Origin of the sequence: Lonsdalea quercina subsp. quercina, from assembly GCF_000688695.1 — a bacterium.
GTDB lineage: Bacteria > Pseudomonadota > Gammaproteobacteria > Enterobacterales > Enterobacteriaceae > Lonsdalea > Lonsdalea quercina_D.
The window spans coordinates 14,331-34,829 of record NZ_JIBQ01000016.1; the positions used below are offsets into that span (position 1 = coordinate 14,331).

15 protein-coding genes and 1 tRNA gene are annotated in these 20,499 nt (G+C 56.4%); 13 read left to right on the plus strand and 3 right to left on the minus strand.

The annotated features are described in order from the left end of the window. Positions 1–185: 185 nt before the first annotated feature. The gene (gene epmA, locus SB13_RS15030; RefSeq protein ID WP_026741137.1) at positions 186–1,163 is read left to right on the plus strand and encodes an elongation factor P--(R)-beta-lysine ligase; all 978 of its coding nucleotides are present in this window, start codon (positions 186–188) and stop codon (positions 1,161–1,163) included. A gap of 104 nt (positions 1,164–1,267) precedes the next feature. Here epmA and mscM read toward each other — a convergent pair whose 3' ends face one another. From mscM to rsgA, 3 genes are all read right to left on the minus strand, one after another. Then, entirely contained in the window at positions 1,268–4,588 is a 3,321-nt protein-coding gene (gene mscM / locus SB13_RS15035) for a miniconductance mechanosensitive channel MscM (protein WP_026741138.1), read from the minus strand. A gap of 27 nt (positions 4,589–4,615) precedes the next feature. After that, positions 4,616–5,521, minus strand: a complete 906-nt coding sequence (gene asd / locus SB13_RS15040; RefSeq protein WP_026741139.1) for an archaetidylserine decarboxylase — start codon at positions 5,519–5,521, stop codon at positions 4,616–4,618. A 71-nt stretch (positions 5,522–5,592) separates the two neighbouring features. Further along, positions 5,593–6,642, minus strand: a complete 1,050-nt coding sequence (rsgA, locus tag SB13_RS15045) for a small ribosomal subunit biogenesis GTPase RsgA (RefSeq protein WP_026741140.1) — start codon at positions 6,640–6,642, stop codon at positions 5,593–5,595. A 145-nt stretch (positions 6,643–6,787) separates the two neighbouring features. Here rsgA and orn point away from each other — a divergent pair, with 145 nt between their 5' ends. The 12 genes from orn to tssI all read left to right on the plus strand — a co-directional run. Next, on the plus strand, positions 6,788–7,330 hold the full coding sequence (gene orn / locus SB13_RS15050) for an oligoribonuclease (protein WP_026741141.1): 543 nt from the start codon (positions 6,788–6,790) through the stop codon (positions 7,328–7,330). A gap of 182 nt (positions 7,331–7,512) precedes the next feature. Continuing rightward, positions 7,513–7,588: transfer RNA gene (locus SB13_RS15055), tRNA-Gly, on the plus strand. A gap of 1,909 nt (positions 7,589–9,497) precedes the next feature. Beyond that, the gene (gene fimA / locus SB13_RS15060) at positions 9,498–10,049 is read left to right on the plus strand and encodes a type 1 fimbrial major subunit FimA (protein ID WP_026741142.1); all 552 of its coding nucleotides are present in this window, start codon (positions 9,498–9,500) and stop codon (positions 10,047–10,049) included. Between the two features lie 258 nt (positions 10,050–10,307). Further along, the gene (locus SB13_RS15065) at positions 10,308–10,973 is read left to right on the plus strand and encodes a fimbria/pilus periplasmic chaperone (protein ID WP_036150459.1); all 666 of its coding nucleotides are present in this window, start codon (positions 10,308–10,310) and stop codon (positions 10,971–10,973) included. Positions 10,974–11,083: 110 nt separating this feature from the next. Then, positions 11,084–13,744: a fimbrial biogenesis usher protein gene (locus SB13_RS15070; protein ID WP_051619120.1), complete on the plus strand. Its 2,661-nt coding sequence runs from the start codon at positions 11,084–11,086 to the stop codon at positions 13,742–13,744. A 71-nt stretch (positions 13,745–13,815) separates the two neighbouring features. Next, on the plus strand, positions 13,816–14,817 hold the full coding sequence (locus tag SB13_RS15075) for a fimbrial protein (protein WP_051616491.1): 1,002 nt from the start codon (positions 13,816–13,818) through the stop codon (positions 14,815–14,817). 7 nt (positions 14,818–14,824) lie between these two features. Further along, positions 14,825–15,355 (plus strand): fimbrial protein, encoded by a 531-nt coding sequence (locus tag SB13_RS15080; RefSeq protein WP_036150456.1) that lies wholly within the window; start codon positions 14,825–14,827, stop codon positions 15,353–15,355. 862 nt (positions 15,356–16,217) lie between these two features. Then, a complete protein-coding gene (locus tag SB13_RS18225; RefSeq protein WP_463605560.1) occupies positions 16,218–16,643 on the plus strand; it encodes a fimbrial protein in 426 nt (141 codons plus the stop codon). A gap of 16 nt (positions 16,644–16,659) precedes the next feature. After that, entirely contained in the window at positions 16,660–17,211 is a 552-nt protein-coding gene (locus tag SB13_RS15090) for a fimbrial protein (protein ID WP_051616493.1), read from the plus strand. A 328-nt stretch (positions 17,212–17,539) separates the two neighbouring features. Continuing rightward, positions 17,540–18,466: a D-2-hydroxyacid dehydrogenase gene (locus SB13_RS15095; RefSeq protein ID WP_026741148.1), complete on the plus strand. Its 927-nt coding sequence runs from the start codon at positions 17,540–17,542 to the stop codon at positions 18,464–18,466. Between the two features lie 341 nt (positions 18,467–18,807). Then, positions 18,808–19,326 (plus strand): Hcp family type VI secretion system effector, encoded by a 519-nt coding sequence (locus tag SB13_RS15100; RefSeq protein WP_026741149.1) that lies wholly within the window; start codon positions 18,808–18,810, stop codon positions 19,324–19,326. Positions 19,327–19,549: 223 nt separating this feature from the next. Further along, on the plus strand, positions 19,550–20,499 hold a 950-nt coding region (gene tssI, locus SB13_RS15105), incomplete at its 3' end, for a type VI secretion system tip protein TssI/VgrG (RefSeq protein WP_026741150.1).

The following is a 20,499-nucleotide window of genomic DNA, read 5'->3' on the forward strand; positions in this document are numbered from 1 at the left end:
TAACCAGCGGGGAGGAATAGTTCGTAAAACGTGATCGAAAATGCAATTAAAGTAAAAACAGCACTTTTATTGCTTTAATAAATACATATCACTGCCGATTGAAACATCTTCAACTGGATATGATTTGTTTGGTCGGACTGATGCGGGTAGACTTCACCCCCTCTTTGACTTTGGAGTAGACCACCATGAGCGAAACGGCAAGTTGGCAACCCAGCGCCCCAATTGCCAATCTGTTGAAGCGGGCGGAGATCATGAACGAAATTCGGCGCTTCTTCTCCGATCGCGGCGNGCTAGAGGTGGAAACCCCCGCCATGAGTCAGGCAACGGTCACAGACGTTCATCTGGTTCCCTTTGATACCCAATATGTAGGGCCCGGCGCGGCAGACGGCTTGAAGCTTTACCTGATGACCAGCCCGGAATATCACATGAAACGCCTGCTGGCGGCGGGCAGCGGTCCTATCTATCAGCTGGGGCGCAGCTTCCGTAATGAAGAATCCGGCCGTCATCATAATCCTGAATTCACGATGCTTGAGTGGTATCGCCCTCACTACGATATGTACCGCCTGATGAATGAGGTGGACGATCTGCTGCAACAGGTACTGGAGTGCGAAAGCGCTGAGATGCTCACCTACCAGCAGGCCTTCCAGCGCCATTTGGACGTCGATCCGCTCTCCGCCGACAAGGCTCAACTGCGTGAAGTCGCCGAGACGCTGGGCGTGGGTGACGTCGCTCATCAGGAAGAGGATCGCGATACGCTGCTGCAACTGCTGTTCGCGGTGGGGGTCGAGGTTAATATCGGCCGTGACAAACCGGCCTTCGTCTACCATTTTCCGGCCACACAGGCGTCTCTGGCTGAAATCAGCACGGAAGATCACCGGGTCGCTGAGCGGTTTGAGGTCTACTTCAAAGGCATTGAACTGGCGAATGGCTTCCGCGAGCTGACCGACAGCGCCGAGCAACGTCAGCGTTTTGAACAGGACAACCGCAAACGCGCCGCGCGCGGCCTCCCGGTTCAACCCATCGATGAAAATCTGTTGGATGCGCTGACTGCGGGGATCCCGGATTGCGCGGGCGTCGCGCTCGGCGTCGACCGCCTGATCATGCTGGCATTGAAAGCCGAGTCTATCAGCGAGGTGATGGCTTTCACCGTGGATCGCTCCTGACGAACGGCCCGCGGCATGGGCGAAAAAAATCCGGTGCGGGCATCGCCTCACCGGATTTTTTTATGGGTGTCGTTCAGCGCCGGGAACCAGGCGCGGTCAGACGATTAGAGACCGCCCGGCGTGCGCGTGGCGGAACCGGCATTGCGGCCGTCGATCTGTACGGAGCTCATCTGGACCTGGAATGGCGGGAACGGCATCACCAGATTGTGCTTACGGTAGCCGTCCAGAATCAACTGATGAATCTCGTGGCGCAGCGGCATCCGGTGCCCCATCTCGGCGGCATAAATACGCAGTTCGAACAGCTGAATCCCCTGACGTAAATCAACGAGGAAAACCTCGGGCGGCGGGTTGTCCAACACCAGCGAGCAGTGTTTGACGGCATCCAGCAGCATTTCGGTGACCTCTTCCGTATTGGCGTCCGCCGGGGCTGGAATGGTCAGTACAACGCGTGTCACCGCATCGGACAGCGACCAGTTGATGAATTGCTCGGTGATAAAGGCCTTGTTGGGGACGATGATCTCTTTGCGGTCCCAGTCCGAGATGGTGGTGGCGCGGGTGTTGATGCGCATAATGCTCCCGGTCAGATCGCGAATTGTCACCGTATCGCCAATGCGTATCGGTTTCTCGAACAGGATAATCAGACCGGAGATAAAGTTGGCGAAAATTTCCTGCAACCCGAAGCCAAGCCCAACCCCCAGCGCGGCGACCAGCCACTGAAACTTGGACCACTCGATGCCGAGCATGGAGAAGCCGAACATCCCGCCGATCAACAGCAACACATATTTGCTGACCGTGGTAATGGCGTAGCCGGAGCCGGGCGACAGCTCGACGTGCTGCAATAACACCAGCTCTAATAGCGCGGGCAGGTTGCGCATCAACTGAGTCGTAATAAAGAAGATCAGTATGGCGATCAGCACGGCGCCCAGCGTAATCGGCTGGACCGTCTCCGTTCCGTTTATCGTGCTGGTGGCATCCCACAGGCTGATGTTCTCGAGGAAGGAGAATGCCGAGTGGATTTCCGACCACAGCGCCAGCACGGATACCAGCGCGATCAGCGTCAGCACTGAGCGCACCAGCTGCAGGGATTTCGCGCTAATGGCGTCCAGATCGACGACCGGCTCTTCAACCACTTCACCCCCGGCTTCATTGCTCTGTGGCGTCGATTCCTCTTCTCCACGCGCACGGACCGCCAGTATTTCGGCCCGGCGCTGCTTAGCTCGGTCAAATGCGATGCGTCGGCGTTGAATCAGCATCCAGCGGCGAATGATGTGGTAAATCACCAACAGGAAGAACCAGATAGCCACCGACTTTTCCAAGCGCGCCAGCAGCGCCTGCGATGTGGCCAGATAGCCGAAGCAGGAAGCCAATACCGCGATCAGCGGCATGCAGAGCAGCAGGTTCCACATGGCGCGGTTCACGGGATTTTCTCCTGAACCTTCCTTATCCAGATACAGCGGTATGCCAGCGCGTTTCAGACTGGTGGTGACCAGACTGAGCGCCAGGCACAGCAGAATGAAGCAGAGGCGTCCCAGCGTGCTGGAAAATTGACGATCGTTGAGGTTATCAAAGGTTATCAGCGCCATGATCAGGGGCACGATCAGTCCGATGGAGAGCCGATAGTAGCGCATCGCTCGCTCTACCCGCTTGGGCGACCAGCCGAAATGCACGATGAATAGGCCCTGACGGTGCGCGAACGAGGCGCTAATCATCACGACCCACATCAACGGTACGGTGGCGGTGACGCTATCGCCGATAGCGACGGCGACCGGATAGGGCCACGCATTTTGCAGGCCATAGCCCAACGCCGCCCACAAGATTGGCAGCGGAATGGCGACCATCACCGACCAGAATACGGTGCGCAGCGTTAGCATGAAGTGGTCGAGCGTGACTTTGCCCACGCGTCCGCTGGCGCGCTCCAGGAACGCATGATAGTGGCGGCGCGAACTGATGCTGAGCGCGACCAGCAGGAGTGCGCCAATCAACGGCAGCAACGTACTCCAACTGGTCACCATCATCACCATGGCGCTGCTGAGCTGCGTCAGCGTGTCCAGAGACAGGAGGCGGGACAGGTCCTGTACCAGCTGAAGCGGGTAAGAGAGCGTCAGCGGATCGACATCCGCCACCCAGAACAAGNAGCGGTGGGCGGCTTCGCGGATCTCAATCAGCGCGTCTTCGAGCTGATTGCTGGCGACCTTCAGCTTGGTCAGCTCCAGAATCTGAGTGTCACAGCCTGAAATCAACGAGGTCAGCAGCTCTCGCTGGGTACGTAGCTGATCGTTAAAGATCTTCTGCTGGGAGGCGGTGAGCGGCGAACCGTCATCCTGCTGCGCCTGCTCGCTTTTCGGCAGCTTGGAAAACGTATCTTCGTACTGCAGACGCTGCACCCGCAGCTGGGTCATATCGCCATCCAGCAGTTGGGGCTTCGGCATTTCCGGCAGTCGGGCGACCTGCGCCCGCAGCGTTTCGCCCAGCGCGGTAGACGATCCGAGCCACTGGGCCTGTTCGCGCAGCGTGCTGAGCGCCTGACGCACCTGCAGCGTTTGTGAAGCAGCCTGCCGTTGCTGGGAGGCGATTAAGTCCATGCGCTGCGCCTGCTGATTCAGGGCCACGGACAATTCACGGTTCACCTGCAGCTTGCTGGCGATGGCAGAAGGCAGATTGCCGCTCTGCTCCGCCAGCAGCTCGGTGCGTTCCAGCGCCTCTTCGGCTTCTCGCTGCCGCATGCCGTTAAGCGTGCTGCGCAGGGTTTGCAACTGGTCGTCCAGGTAGTCCCGCTGTTTCTTGAAAAGCTCCGCTCGCAGACGGGAAAGCTCCTGGCGATTGTTGGCGGACAGCTGTGCCAGCTCCAGTTCATCGACCCGGCTTTTGCTCAGCGCGGCTTCCGCCTGCAACGAAGCAAGCTGCGCTCGCGCCAGCGGCGTGGCGGCAGTGCCTTGCGTTTGGATACGGCGTTCGACGTCGTTGAGCGCGCGACTGGCTTCCGNCTGTTGCTGCGGCAACTGCGCCAGCGAGTCGCTGATCTCTCGCAGGCGATCCTGCTCCAACTGCTGCTGGCGGGATTGTTCCAGTAGTTGGCTACTGGTTTGGACGATCTGCTGTTCGAGTTCGTTTACGGAAAGGTTATGGACCGCGGGCGTCGATTTGGCGTCTTCCGCCGCCAGCGCCTGACGCAGTCCGCGTGTGAGGCGGGGGAAATCTTCGATCACACGCTGATACTGATCCACCCGTTCGAGAGCGCCCTTGCGCTCATCCAGCATGCGCAGCGCGGATTGCAGCTCTTTGACGATATCGGCTTGATTCGGCTGTGACTTATTCGCTTCCGCCTGCTGTAAATCCTGCCGTAGCTGGGCCTCGCTGGGAAGCTGGGCGGTCAGCGCCGGCGCGGATAGCAGGCATCCCAGTAGAAAGATCAGTATCAGACGCACGCTAACTTACCTCTACAATGTCGCGGTTTAAGGCGTATTTCCTGCTGTCGTAGGGACGACGGCGTCCTCGCTCGTGGCTTCCGCGAGGGGTTCACCCATACGGGTGACGCTTTGACTGGACAGATTGGTCATCAGCTGCACTTTGCCTGCGGCAAACAGGTTGATCACGGTAGAACCCAGTTTGAACTGTCCCATCTCTTCGCCTTTATCGAGCGTGATCGCGCCCGTCTCTCCCGCTGCGGGGTAGGTCCAGCGCTTGATGATGCCTTCACGCGGCGGCGTCACGGTGCCGGCCCACACGGTTTCAATGCTCCCGACAATGGTCGCACCAACCAGAATTTGCGCCATCGGGCCAAATACGGTATCGAACAGGCAGATGACGCGTTCGTTACGGGCGAACAGGTTGGGCACGTTGGCGGCGGTCAGCGGATTGACCGAAAACAGGTCGCCTGGCACGTAAATCATCTCGCGCAGCGTACCGTCGCAAGGCATGTGAACGCGGTGGTAATCTTTGGGCGACAGGTAGGTGGTGACGAACAGACCATCACGGAAGTTATCCGCCATGATGTAGTTGCCCGCCAGCAGGGCTTCCAGTGAATAGGTATGATTCTTTGCCTGCAACAGCGTGTCGTTTTCGATGGCTCCTAACTGAGAGATCGCGCCGTCGGCGGGCTGGACTAGGCGGTGATCGTGCGGGTCTACCGGGCGAACGCCGGGACGCAGGGGACGGGTGAAGAAGTCGTTGAACGTCGGATAAGCCGCGGTGTCCGGCTGTTGGGCTTCCTGCATGTTGACGTGGTAAACGCGGACAAACAGGTCGATCACCAGCTTGGNGAGTGCGCCTCCCCGTCGTTCGGCTCCCCAGCCTGCGAGCCGGGTCAGCCAGATTTTCGGCAACAGATGTTGTAAAGCAATCTTGATTCTATCCAGCACAGTGAGCCTCTTGGGTGTTGTGATGCGCCAATATCAAAAGCGGCGCATTGTAGCGATGGTGACAATAAATGTCAGTTATCCGAATCGGAAAAGGATTTACGCGTTTTTACCTGAGACATGCTTTCAAGGATGCGATGGTAGTTATCAAAACGCTCGGGTGCGATTTCTCCGCGTTCCAGCGCGGCCCGAATGGCGCAGCCGGGATCGGTGTCATGTTTGCAATCGCGGAATTTACAGCTGCCCAGATAGTCGCGGAACTCGATGAACCCCTGAGTCACCTGCTCGGGGTCAAGGTGCCATAGGCCGAATTCGCGCACGCCGGGGGAGTCGATGACGTCGCCGCCATGCGGGAAGTGGTAGAGGCGGGCCGCGGTCGTCGTGTGTTGTCCCAGTCCGGAGTTATCGGATACCTCGTTGACCAGGATCTTGCCTTCTTCAGGGTAGAGCAGGGCGTTGAGTAGACTGGACTTGCCGACGCCGGACTGGCCGGCAAAGATGCTGACGCGGTGGGTCAATGCGGTTTCCAGCTCCTTCATGCCGTCGCCGGTTTTGCTGGAGACCATCAGCACCCGATAATGCAGCGCACGGTAGATATCCATGACTTCGTCGACGAATTTAAGCGATTCTTCATCCAGCAGATCGATTTTGTTCAGAACGATGAGCGGTTCAACTTCCAGCGTTTCGCAGGCCACCAGATAACGGTCAATGATGTTGATTGACAGCTCGGGAAGGATGGCGGAGACAATCACGATTTGATTGATGTTGGCGGCGATGGGTTTGACGCCGTCGTAAAAGTCCGGACGCGTGAGGACTGACTCGCGTGGATGCACCGCTTCCACGATGCCGCTGATGCCGCGCAACGTTTCATTACCGGGGCGCCAGACGACCTTGTCGCCGGTGACCAGCGATTTTATGGTACGACGGATATTACAGCGACGTTGCGTACCGTCTGTGGCCTCCACGTCGACATGCATGCCGAAGCGGCTGATGATGGTGCCTTCCTGAGCGTCGCCCAGTTGGCTGTCATCCCACTCGATTTTACTGTCGGCATGCTTAAGGCGGCGCTGATGATTAGCGCTGACCCGACGTTGCTGACCTTTTGACAGTTTCTTTTTGCTCACTCAACCTCTCTAGATTCGTGGTTATCGCTCATGACATGAGATATGCCTATAATACACCCTATTTGACTTTAATTAACCGATGCCGAGCGTGTCTGCGAAGCCACGTCGGCGGCGGGACGAAAAGCCCTACAGGAATAGCGATAAAATGGTAAACGAAAATAATCTGATCTGGATCGATCTGGAAATGACCGGACTCGATCCGGAACGCGATCGCATCATCGAAATTGCGACGCTGGTGACCGACGCGCACCTGAACATACTGGCTGAAGGCCCCACGTTGGCGGTTCATCAGCCGGACAGCCAACTCGCGTTGATGGATGAATGGAATGTGCGTACGCACACCGGCAGCGGGTTGGTCGAACGCGTGAAGGCGAGCTCGTATGATGAGAACGCCGCCGCGCAGGAGACGATCGCATTTCTGCGCCAGTGGGTACCGGAAGGCAAGTCGCCGATTTGCGGCAACAGCGTGGGGCAGGATCGCCGTTTTCTGTTCCGCTACATGCCGGAACTGGAATCCTACTTCCACTATCGCTATCTGGATGTCAGCACGTTGAAAGAGCTGGCGCGCCGCTGGAAACCGGAGATTCTGACCGGCTTCAAAAAGCAAAACACGCATCAGGCGCTGGACGACATCCGTGAGTCGGTCGCTGAGCTGGCCTACTACCGCGAGCATTTTATTCAGCTGTAACGTGTTATACGGAAGCGCGCCGCGACGAAAAAACACCCGTCGCGGCGAGATTTTCCTCGATCTGGCGTTTTTCTACTCGGTTAGAAGAAAATTACGTTTCAGGGGTTGCGCCGCCAAACTTTCCTCGTATAATGCGCTCCCCGTACCGGCAAAGAAATTTCGGTACTGACAGCACCACCCAAGCGGGAATAGCTCAGTTGGTAGAGCACGACCTTGCCAAGGTCGGGGTCGCGAGTTCGAGTCTCGTTTCCCGCTCCAATTCTTTCTCTATAGACAGTCACCAAAGTCTGTAGCTCTCTGATTCAATCCATCAATTGTTTTTAGCCTCCAGAAAAATCCACTAAGCATAAAACTCGCTCCAGCTACATCGACGTTGCGCGTGAAAATCGGCAATGACGAAACTCATCCAATGTGTTCAGAAAATGCATTTTTCAATGGGCGGGAAATGTCCTTGAATCACTGCAACGTCAGTGGCAGATCGGCTGCTTGACGCATTGAGCCATCACCATGCCTCATCCGCCGTCATCAAATGCCAACGTTCTCAGGAAACCTACCGATCCGATACCTCCGCTCACGCGGGACCGTTACGATACCTGAGGGTCTTCGCTGGGAGATAATTCGTCGCTCAGCGCTCCTGTGAGGCATGCCACATATCAATGGGAGACGAGATGCGGCAATGCCAAGGATTGGGCTGCGCCTTCCTCTTGGTATTTAACATCCGTCATAATATGAGCCTTATTAGGGTGGCCCGGAGCCGGGGATAGCTGAAAATAAGTCATCAAGGGGTCTTATTCTTTATCGCATATCAAGGAAAAAATAAGGTATTACGCCATTTCGCCGGCGTCTGATCGGCTTTTGAGCTTATTAGTATGCTAATGACATTATTGTGGCCATTTCATCATTTTCCCCGTACCAAAGGGAATACGATATTAACACGGCAATAACACATAATAATCGTTGTGTTTCCCCCGGCAATAACGGTTCCGACAGGTGGTTCTTCAATCCTATTTTAAGTTGTGAATAATTAGGTTGAAAAATAATTGTCTCAGAATAAATGTGATGAGGCGCTACGGGGTGTAAATGCTGACGGTAAATATTATTATCTGCTATTGTATCGGGGGTGTTTATAAAATGTTCAGGGTGTCATGCAAACAACGACTGAACCATGATAACCACCTTTAAAATAATCAGACTATTCGGGTGAGGAATTCTGAGTTATTTTATTCTCCCTTATTCTTACGTGGAAATGGCATGATATTCCTTTGACCACTCTCTTTTCACTACGGGATGACCTCAGAGCAGGCGCGCCTTTCTTCGCGTCGGATGGGCGGGCGCGATGGTATAGCGTCGAGAGGGGAGTAACACTGCACGCGTCACGCTGTGATGTTAATTTTATCTTTTATTATCAATGAATTGTCTTCTTTGTTCCGGGTGATGCATCACCCGGAGTCGTATTTAAAATCCTACGTGCTATGCAAACGATAGGCTCTGCATCTCGTCGAGATGAAAAATAACGTTAACGACAGACTCGCGGAAGCGCTAGGATAAATAGCCTTTTTCCACCCATTCTCATCAGACATTCCGTTTATTTTTATTCTTTAAGTCTGCCTCAGCGCTCTCATCTCTTTCTTATCGTATTTTCCTATTAAGCGTATCCTCAATAGGAAGACTATTTTCATATTGACGCATCGTTTGCTTATTAATTCGTCATTATTCTTTGTATCGATTATGTATTGCCTGTTAATTTAAACAATAAATAAACATGTATGTTCATATGCAATGTTTTATTTGTTTTTAAAACCTGAAAAATGCCGATGAGATCCCCAGAATTCCATTCTTTATGCTGTCAATTATTGTTTTTTAGTTTTTTATTCTTGTTTTTTGTGCTCATACTGATGAACGTATGGGTTTTGTCCTGAGTTTAACAAGTTTTTGTTAAATCTCGCGATTTATTATTTTTAGAAAATACTCAAAGGGCAGGGGGAATTCTTCATTTGCAATGATTTCTTAGTTTTGCCGCTTCTGTCTTTATATAAAGTCACGTCTTCGGCGTGCCTTTATATTCATGATGCAGAGGTTCCGGCGGGCGGGAAATACCCCTGTGTTTAAAAATCACACTCTTAGACTATTTACATAGCCTTTATATTGGTAATAAGGAATAGTGACTATGCGTAAAACTCTACTCGGCGCCTTAATCGGCGCGTCTATTCTGTCAGCCGGTTATGCCAGCGCTGCGACGACCGTTGCCGGTGGTACCGTACACTTTACAGGCCAGATCGTGAATGCGGCTTGTGCGGTCAGCTCAACCTCTGCTAACCAGACGGTTAACCTCGGACAGTATCGTACCGCGAACTTTACTGCGGTAGGGGCTTACTCCGGTAAGGTGCCTTTCACGATCAAACTTGAAGATTGCGATCCTACCGTTTCTACGACAGCCGCCGTCGCTTTTAGCGGATCTGCCGATGGTAACGACAACACCGTATTGTCCACCAGCAACATCAGCGGCGGTAGCTCCGGCGCGGCAGCTGGCGTAGGTATCGAAATTTCCGATAGCAAAGGCACTGTGCTGTCCCCGACCGGCGCCGCTTTCTCTAGCCCGCAGACGCTGATCACCGGTAGCAACACCCTGAACTTCAACGCTCGCTATAAATCGACTCTGGCTACCGTAACCCCTGGCGAAGCGGATGCGGATGCCACCTTTACCATGCAGTACGAATAACTACTCACGCAGGCAGGGATGCTTTATGGCCGCCAAGGAGGGCGCCATTTTTGACTTTTTGTGGAAACGACGTTGCGACAAACAAACGCCGGTTCCGCGTTTCTGTACCGACATCTGCCGTGTTAGCGGAGGCGGATTTAGCGTCTGACGTAATCCGACCTCGCGCGTAATGCTCAACCTGTAGCTGTCAATCAGTCATTTTCGTACATGGAGTTTAGCGTGCTTAATTCAACTTTTTTCCGCCGCGCTTTGGCCGGTATGGCGCTGTCCGTTTTGTCCGTCATTCCGCTGGCGGCGCAGGCCGGGGGCGTGGCGCTGGGCGCGACGAGGGTGATCTATTCCGCCGGTGCGACCCAAACCTCTTTGGGCGTGACCAATACGGATACCAAAAATCCATTTCTTATTCAGTCTTGGGTGGAAGATACGACGGGCAAGAAAAGCGAGGCCTTTGTGGTCACACCGCCGCTGTTCGTCGCCAAACCATCGGGCGAAAACATTTTACGCATTATGTACGTCGGCGCGCCTTTGCCGACCGATCGCGAATCGGTGTTCTGGATGAACGTTAAGGCGATTCCGTCCGTCGATCGCAAAGATATTCAGGATAAAAACGTTCTGCAATTGGCGGTTCTCTCCCGCATCAAACTGTTCGTCCGCCCCGCGGGCCTGCCGGAAAGCCCGGCCGAAGCGCCCACGCATCTGCGATTCCATCGTCAGGGCGATAGCCTCATCATCACCAACCCAACGCCTTATTTCGTCACGTTAGTGAACTTCAACCTCGGCACCCGAAAACTGCCTAACACCATGGCGCCGCCTAAAGGAAATGTCACCGTTGCGTTGCCTACCGATGCAAGTGGCCAGGTGTTCTTCCAGTCAATCAATGATTATGGGGCCAACAGCGCTCGCATTACCGGCGTTATGCAATAGCGCCGAACAGTGAACGGCAAATCCCGAACCGGGCATGAAAAAGGAGGGTGCATACCCTTCAGGTTGCTTTCCGTCACTTTTTTCAGGAGTTTTTTTCAGGAGTTTTTCATATGCGGCCACTATATCGGAAGCCCCATTTCAGACAGTCGCGCGCCACGCCTTTATGGCGGTTGTCGCCGCTGTGCCGGGCGATCGCGCTATGCGTAGCATTACCTTCGGCCGGCGCTAATGCCGAACTGTTCTTTAACCCGGCGTTCTTATCCAGCGATCCTTCGGCGGTGGCGGATTTGTCGCGGTTCGAGCAGGGAAAAGGGCAGGTGCCGGGGATCTATCACGTCGATGTTTATGTGAACGATGAATTCGTCGAAACGCGGAATATCCGGTTTGATGCGCGCAAACCGACAGCCGCTGGCGTAACGCCGCTCGAACACGAGTCGGACGATACGGGGTTGGTGCCCTGCATTACCCGCTCGCAGGTTGAGTCGCTCAACATCAACATGTCGGCCTTCCCGGCCGCCGCTGGCAGCTCGGGGCAGGAGTGCGTGGCGCTGACGCACATCATCCCCGACTCCCATATGACGTTTGATTTCGAACTGCAACGCCTAAATATCAGCCTGCCTCAAGCTTCGCTCAATAACAGCGGCCGCGGCTACATTCCGCCGGAACAGTGGGATGACGGTATCTCCGCCGCGCTGCTGAACTATGACTTCACCGGTAGCAATAGCTCCGGCGACGACAGCAGCAACAACTACTTCCTCAATCTGAACAGCGGCCTTAACTGGCGCGGATGGCGCCTGCGGGATTACTCCACCTGGAGCTACTACAGCTTTGAGGGGCGGCATACGCGCAACTGGCAGCATATTAATACGTATTTGCAGCACGCGATTATTCCGCTTAAAAGCGAACTTACCCTCGGCGACAGCAATACGCCGGGCGATGTGTTCGATACGTTGGGCTTTCGCGGCGCGCAGCTAGCGTCGGACGATAATATGCTGCCGGACAGCATGCGCGGATTCGCCCCCACCATCCGCGGNGTCGCGAAAAGCAACGCCCGAGTCACGATCCGGCAGAACGGCTTTATCATTTACCAGTCTTACGTCGCGCCGGGCGCATTCGCCATCACCGACCTTTATCCGACCTCCTCCAGCGGGGATATGGTGGTAACGGTGACGGAAAGCGACAACAGCTCCAGCACCTTCAGCGTGCCCTACTCGGCGGTGCCGGTATTACAGCGCGAAGGGCGCGTGAAATACGCGGTGACTGCAGGTAAATATCGCAGCAACTACACCGAGCAGGAAAAACCCGAGTTCGGGCAAGGCACGGTGATCTGGGGTCTGCCCGGCGGCTTCACGCTGTATGGCGGTACGCAGGTGGCGAAGAAATATCAGGCTGGTGCGATCGGAGCCGGTAAAAACTTTGGGGACTGGGGCGCGTTGTCGGCGGATGTAACCCAAGCATACAGTAAGCTGGCGGATGACAGCCGTCATCAAGGGCAGTCAATGCGCTTCCTGTACGCCAAGTCGTTGAACACCGTCGGCACCAACTTCCAGCTGCTGGGCTACCGCTACTCCACGCAGGGCTACTACACGCTCGATGAAACCAGCTATCGCCGCATGATCGGCACGAACTACGATACTGATGACGGACTGGTCGACCCAACGGTGGAGTACAACAATTACTACAACCTTAACTACAACCGTAAAGGGCGTATTCAGGTCAACATCACCCAGCAGCTCGGCGATTACGGCTCCGTTTTCCTGAGCGGCAGCCGCCAAACCTACTGGCGTACCAATGACACCAACTCATTGTGGCAGGTGGGGTACAGCGGCCACTTGAAGGGGGTGAGTTACAGCCTGTCCTTCAACTACAACAAAAGTCCCGGACTGGTGGAGCCAGACAAACGCGCCGCCTTCAACGTTTCCATTCCTATTGGACAATGGTTGTCCGGCGGCGGCAAAGAGTCGGATATCACCCGCTCGGGTAACACGGCCTATGCCACCTATGCGGCGAATACCGACTGGCACGGACAGACAACGCATCAGGCCGGCATTAACGGCACATTGTTGGAAGATAACAACCTGAACTACAGCGTGCTGCAAGGCTACGGCAATCACGGCGTCGGCGGCAGCGGCTATGCCAGCCTGAACTATCAGGGCCGCCACGGTAACTCCAACGTCGGCTACAACTACGGCAAGGGATACCGGCAGGTCAACTACGGCCTGAGCGGCGGCATTGTGGGGCATGACAGCGGCCTCACGCTAAGCCAGCCGCTGGGAGCTACCAACGTATTGATTAAAGCGCCGGGCGCCAGCGACGTTAACGTAGAAAGCGTGACCGGTGTGAGCACCGACTGGCGCGGCTACGCCGTTATTCCCTACGCGATGACCTACCACCGCAACCGTATTGCTCTCGATACCACCACGCTGAAGGATAACGCCGATCTGGATGACGCCGTTGTGAACGTGGTGCCGACTCAAGGGGCGTTGGTGCGCGCCGAATTCAAAACGCACATCGGTTCACGCGCACTGCTGACGCTGATCCGGTCTGACGGGCAGCCGATGCCGTTCGGGTCTGCGGTTTCAACCAATGACGGCCGCTCCGACAGCATCGTCGGCGATAATGGCCAGGTCTATTTATCCGGTTTGCCGTCCACGGGCAAACTCAACGTGAAGTGGGGCGATGCGACGACTGAACAGTGCGTTGTTCCTTATTCACTGCCGAAAGATAGTGCAACGAAAGCGATTAGTTATGCCAAAGTGAGGTGCCAGTAATGCGTCAATTAACAACATCGACATCGCTTCGGACGGCTAGAAGAGCTGGGTGGCCGAAACGGCTTTCGATCATGTTTCCCTTACTGGCGTTTCCCCTTATCGGTGAATGCGGCAGCGATCTGACGCTGACTTTCAGCGGGGCAATCAGCTATACCGGCCCGGCGGATGACGTGTCCGTCGGCCAGCAGATCGGCCCGGCTTGGTCGGCGAGCAACAAAAACGTCTATATGTGTAACAACTCAAGCAAGGCCACGGCCAAAGCTTATGTCTCCGCCGTGCGTCCCAGCACGGGATTAACGACGACCATCAACGGCGTGAATTATATTATTTACGACTCGGGCACGCCGGGCATCGGCTTGGTGGTGGGCGTGAAGGATTCGAACGCCACGAACTATTCCGCGCTGACGACGACGCAAAACCAGTGGTATCCGGCCCCGGGGACCAACACCGTGCCATATAACGGCATCGGCGGCTACGGTAAGGTCACGCTGGTTAAAACCACCGGTCACTTACAGACCGGGACGACAACGCTGGCTGCGCAGAATATTGCGATCGTGCAATGTTATGGAACCGACGGCTCCGCTACCGACTCCGCGTACATCAAAATCGCCCAGACCCAGATTACCGTTGCCGCGACCGGTTGTACCGTGCAGTCCGGCGCGAATCGCGTGATTGACATGGGGAATGTCTCTACCGGCAGCCTGACCTCCGTGGGCAGCCAGTCGGCGGCGAAATCGACGTCTATCGGGTTGTCCTGCGATACGGGCATCCACGTGGCGGCGACGATCTCCGACCAGAGCAATACCGCGAATACCAGCAACATCATCGGGCTGACCAGCGCCTCAACGGCTAAAGGCATCGGCATTCAGGCGTATTATAACGGCAGCTCCTCGCCGGTGAGTCTGGGGCCGGACGACTCCAGTAAGGGGAACACCAACCAGTTCTCCATCGCCGATATTTCCACTCAGGGGCAGTCTGTGACGGTTCCGCTCACGTTCAGATATGTACGAACCGGCGATATGACCGCGGGAACGGCCAACGGTCTGGTCGGTGTGACGTTCTCCTATCAGTGAGGCCATTATGACAATTTATCGAGTAATTCTGGGGAGCGTGGCGCTCAGTATCATGGCCGGTTCGCCGGTTGCCTCCGCCTATGACTCGTATATCCAGATCAATGGCAATCTGACGTCGAACACCTGTTCGGTCAGTACTGCTTCGCAGGACAAAACGGTCAATCTTGGCTCGGTGGCGACGAAACAATTCTTTGAAGGAGGCTCCCGAGCGCTGACGCCGGTGCGTTTCACCCTCGATCTGGAGAACTGCGGCGCGTCCGCCACCGCCGTCTCCACCACCTTCACCGGTACGGCGAATAAAGATGATGCAACGCTGCTGGCGCTGAACAGCAGCAGCACCGCGACCAACGTCGGGATTGCGATTTTGGATAAAGATCGCAACCGCATCTCGCTTGGCAACGCCAGCGAGCAGTATGCGCTGACCGCCAGTGCCAGCAGCGTGCAACTGGTGTTTTACGGCCAGTACGTGGCGACGCAGAGTAGCGTGACCGCGGGTACGGCCAATGGCGATGCGACTTTCACGCTGACCTATCAGTAACAGCGTCTGAAAACGCATAGGGAAAAGACCGCGCCCATGATGTGCGAACGGCGGGACCATCGTTGTCTTTAGCCATAACGACATGCGCTGGCGGTGCGTCGGCGCGGCGATTTCATGCTCTGAGCACCCATAGTACTGGGCATTGGCGGGACGAGAATAGCCGTCCTGCTTTCTTGCCGGGAACGGCAATCACGTGATGCATCTTCCGCAGACAGAAAGATAACGACGATAAGGACGAATATTGATGAACCTGACGGTGGCGAAACTCATCGAACGCCTAAAAAAACAGCTCGGATGGCTATGTTTGGCGGCGAGCGTTTTTTTTTCCCCGACAACCTTTGCCACGTTGTGTAATACGGCAACCGGCTCGCCAGTGAGTTACGACTTTGATTTCAATTTTTCCTCGCAGCAAAACTATGTCGGCTACACCACCGGCTGGAATCAGAAGTCGGACAGCGGCTCCTATGTGGTCAGCGGGGGATGCAATAACAAAGATACCGTTTACTACACCGCTCAGGCCGGTTCGGCGCTGAGTTTCTCTTTCTCGGACGGCTCCGCCAACTGGTACGACATCACCGGCAATGATTATTTGCAGATTGCCTCGCAGATCTATGTCTACAACGCTTCCGGCGGCAGCACTTACCATAATGTTCCGTTTACCGACTTATCGAATAACTGTAATGGAAAGTGCGGCGGGACGGCGACGACGGGCAGTCGGGTACAGGTCAGTTTCCGTATCAAACGCAAGTTTGTCGGCATGACGACGCTGCCGTCGATCCCGGTTTTTTCCTTATACGGCAATCAGGGCGGAACGGGACAGGGCACCGGCTCTCCGCTCGTGGTCGGATACCTGAGCGGCACGATGACGGNGCCGCAAAGCTGTGAATTGAATGCTGGGCAGGTGGTCGCCATCGACTTCGGCAATATCTCCACCGGAGCGTTTAAAACCGCGGGTGCCAAGCCTGACGGCGTCAGCGCCGTGACCCGCACGATCGCGATTGCCTGCAATGGCATTGAGGCTCAGTCCAATTTGTCGCTGCGCGTGCAGGCCGATACGGTGTCGGGCAATGCGATTGTCTCGAATAACAGCGACGTCGGTTTTGTGGTGACCAATAGCAGCGACAGTGCGCTGACGCCGAACGATATCTCCAGCGTACTGCCTTTCACGCTGGACGATAATGAAAGTTCCAACGTCACGGTGAAAGCTTATCCGGTCAGCGTGACCGGCAATACGCCGCAGGCGGGCGTCGTCACCGCGTTGGCCTACCTGCGCGTCGATTTCGATTGAGGGAGGGATAATATTCATGTCGCCGGATAATTTTCGCGGTCTCGCCACCGCCGCTTTCATCGTGCAGGCCGTTGGGCTGTGGGGATGTTTACCGCCCGCTCGCGCGGATCTGGGATCGACCAACCTCCAGCTCAGCGCGACGCTGGTGTCCAACAGCTGTTCAGTCAGCGTGGGGTCGCAGGAGCAAACCGTGAATATGGGTACGCTGGCGACCAAGCAGTTCGCCGTCAATAAGACAGGCGCGGCCCCGGTACGATTCGTGGTGAACTTGGAAAGCTGCGGTTCGGCGGTGTCTTCGGTCACCGCCACTTTCTCCGGCACGGCGGATGCGAACGATTCGACGCTGCTGGCGCTCAACTCGGGGAGCACCGCGACGCACGTGGGGATCGCCATTTTGGATAAGGATCGTCAACGCATCCCGCTTGGCAACGCCAGCGAGCAATATCCGCTCACTGCCGGCGCCAGCAACGCGCAGCTGGTGTTTTATGGTCAATATATCGCGACGCAAAGCAGCGTCACCGCAGGCACCGCCAACGGCGATGTGACCTTTACCTTGAATTATCTGTAAGCGCGCGCGACCGGCGGCGTCGTGACGCCGCCGGTCCGACCGTGACCGCTCTTCGTTCCCGCTTTTCTCCTCCCGCCCGTGTCCTGTCGCCGCCTGCCTGCGGAAGGCGTACGTGACGCCGAAGCGGCTCTGGTCTCCCCGGCGTTAATGGCATAAGGTTTAAGACGTTTGCCGCTCTCAGAACGCGCAAGCGCTCTCATGCTTGTTGTCGTCTGGCCATCTTACGATGGCGTGCGTCTTCTCACATGAACGAGGCGGCTTGTGACGCATGGCGTGCGATAGTCCCTGGGCAACGACGCGTCCCCTCTACTTGATAAGGAATCTGATGATGACCTCTCTGCTGGTGCTGGACCCCCGTGCGGATGAAATCAAAGGCGCTCTGCGCGATGCGTTATCGGACATTGAATTGGTGACCTCCGATGGCTCCGCCGCTCAGGCGGCGCAATACGACATCTGGGTCGGGGAACCGAAGCAGGCTGTCCCGCTATTGGCGCAGGGCGTGCGTCCTCAGTGGCTGCAATCGACCTGGGCCGGTTTCAAACCTTATCTAGCGCAAGGGTTGCCGCGTGACTATCGCCTGACTCGCGCGGTGGGTGTGTTCGGTCAGCCGATTGCCGAATATGTGCTGGCCTATCTGCTGCGCCATGAATTACAGCTTGAGGCGCGTGGAGAGTATCAGCGCCGCCACTGCTGGCAGCCCCGACCGCCGGGAACGCTGGCCGGGCGGCAGGTGTTGATCGTCGGTGCCGGAGATATCGGCGGTGAAGTGGCGGCGTTCCTAGAGCCTTTCGGCGTCGAACTGTCCGCTATCGTCAATGCGCCTCGTCCGTTACCTCATTTCAAACACGTGGCGGCGTTGGCGGATTTGCCGAACGCGGTGGCCGGAGCCGACTACGTGGTGAATTTACTACCGGATACGGCCCGCACTACGGATATCTATCATGCCGGGCTGTTTGCGGCGATGAAATCCTCCGCGTTGTTCATCAATGTCGGGCGCGGGACGGCGGTGGTGGAAGCGGATCTGCTCTCCGCCTTGCAGGAGGGGCGAATTGCGGGCGCGGTGCTGGATGTTTTCCGACAAGAGCCACTGCCGGAATCGCATCCTTTCTGGCAGACGCCTCACCTTACGATTAGTCCGCACGTGGCTGGCCCGATGGTGCCCGCATTGTTGGCGCGGCTGCTGGCCGATAATGTGTCGCGCTTTCATTCCGGAGAGCCACTGAAGGGCGAGGTAACGTTTACGCAGGAATACTGACTGCGGGGGCGGCGGGAAGGGAATTGACCTGATGTTGGCGTCGTAGGTCAATAAATCCACAAAGTGTAGGCGAATAAATCATCGCTGGTTGGGTGGTTTGTCGCCAACACCAAAATAATCGCCAAATCTGCGCAATTTCTTGCGCACTTTCCAGCATAACTCTCTTTTTGCGCAATGTTTGCAAACGATCTGCGCATCTTGCGCAATATTTTGCTCAGGTATTGGATAGGGAAAATTCCGTATTTTAAATTCCTTTATAAAACAATTAGATAAAAATTGGCATGGTCATTGCATTTATGGGCGGCGAAAGTAAAAACCGTTCAACAACAAGGAGCAAGACCATGCCAACCCCATGTTATATCAGCATCGAAGGGAAAACTCAGGGCAACATCACCGCCGGTGCCTTCACGTCCGACTCCGTCGGCAACATCTACGTGCAGGGCCACGAAGATGAAATGCTGGTGCAGGAATTCAAACACATCGTGACCGTCCCGACTGACCCGCAGTCCGGTCAGCCGTCCGGCCAGCGTGTGCACAAGCCGTTCAAATTCACCGTGGCGCTGAACAAAGCCGTTCCGCTGATGTACAACGCCCTGGCGTCCGGCGAAATGCTGCCGACCGTGACCCTGAAATGGTACCGCACCTCTGTCGAAGGTAAGCAGGAGCNCTTCTTCTCCACCAAGCTGACCGACGCCACCATCGTGGACATCGACTGCCAGATGCCGCACTGCCAGGACCCGTCCAAACTGGACTACACCCAGCTGATCCAGGTGTCTCTGTCCTACCGCAAAATCGACTGGGAACACACCGTCGCCGGGACTTCAGGCTCCGACGACTGGCGTGCGCCGGTCGAAGCGTAATGCCGACCACCCGGGCTACGGCCCGGGTTTTCTACTCAGGGCGACGACAACCGTCATGACCGCCTGATGTTGCGGCGTGGGCAGACCCAGGCCACAGCAAAAGCGCAAAAACAAAAAGCACACAAGAGTACCGTCCACCATTACGGCGGCATCGCAGGCGCACGGAGCCACACTCCGGGGCGTGCGGTAGCCGTGGCGTCAGGGAATAAAGGAGAGGGATAACGTGGCAAGCATGACCGGGCTTCAGTTTACCGTAACGATAGGCGCACTGCCGGAGAGCACCTTCTCGGTGGTGGATTTTCAGCTGGACGAGGGGCTGAACCAGCCCTTTGCGCTGGGTTTGTCGCTGGCGAGCGCGCTGCCGGCGGTGGACTTCGGCGCGGTGCTGGACCAGCCGTGCGAGCTGCGGGTGTGGTACGAAGGCGAGCTGCAGCGGCGGGTGAGCGGTATCGTCAGCGAGTTCGGTCAGGGCGACACCGGCTTTCGGCGCACGCGTTATCAGGCGGTGGTGCGTCCGGCGCTGTGGCGTCTGGGCCTGCGTACCAACGCCCGCATCTTCCAGGCGCAGAAGCCGGAAGAGATTATCAGCGTCCTGTTGCAGGAAGCGGGCATTACCGACTTCGCGTTTGCGCTGCGTAACGAGCACGCCCAGCGGGAATACTGCGTGCAGTACCGGGAGAGCGACCTGGCGTTTATCGACCGGCTGGCGGCGGAGGAAGGGCTGTTCTACTTCCACGAATTCGAGGCGGGAAAACACCGGGTGGTGTTCGCGGACGACGCGGTGGCGCTGGGCAAAGGCCCGGACCTGTTCTTCAACCTTGCCAGTCAGGGGCTGTCGGAAGGCGCCTATGTGCGCCAGTTCAGCTACCGGGAAGCGGTGCGCACGGCGGAAGTGGAGCTAAAAGACTACAGCTTCAAGACCCCGGCCTATGGCCTGTCGCACAAAAAGTTGGGCGACGCGTTAGACCATCAGCGCGAAAGCTATCAGCACTACGACTACCCGGGACGCTTCAAGAAAGACCCGAGCGGCAAGGCATTCAGCGGCCACCGGCTGGATGCGCTGCGCGCCGACGCGGTCACCGGACAGGGCGCGTCAAACTGCGCGGCGCTGATGCCGGNGAGCGCGTTTACCCTGACGGAGCACCCGAACCTGACGCTGAACATCGGCTGGCA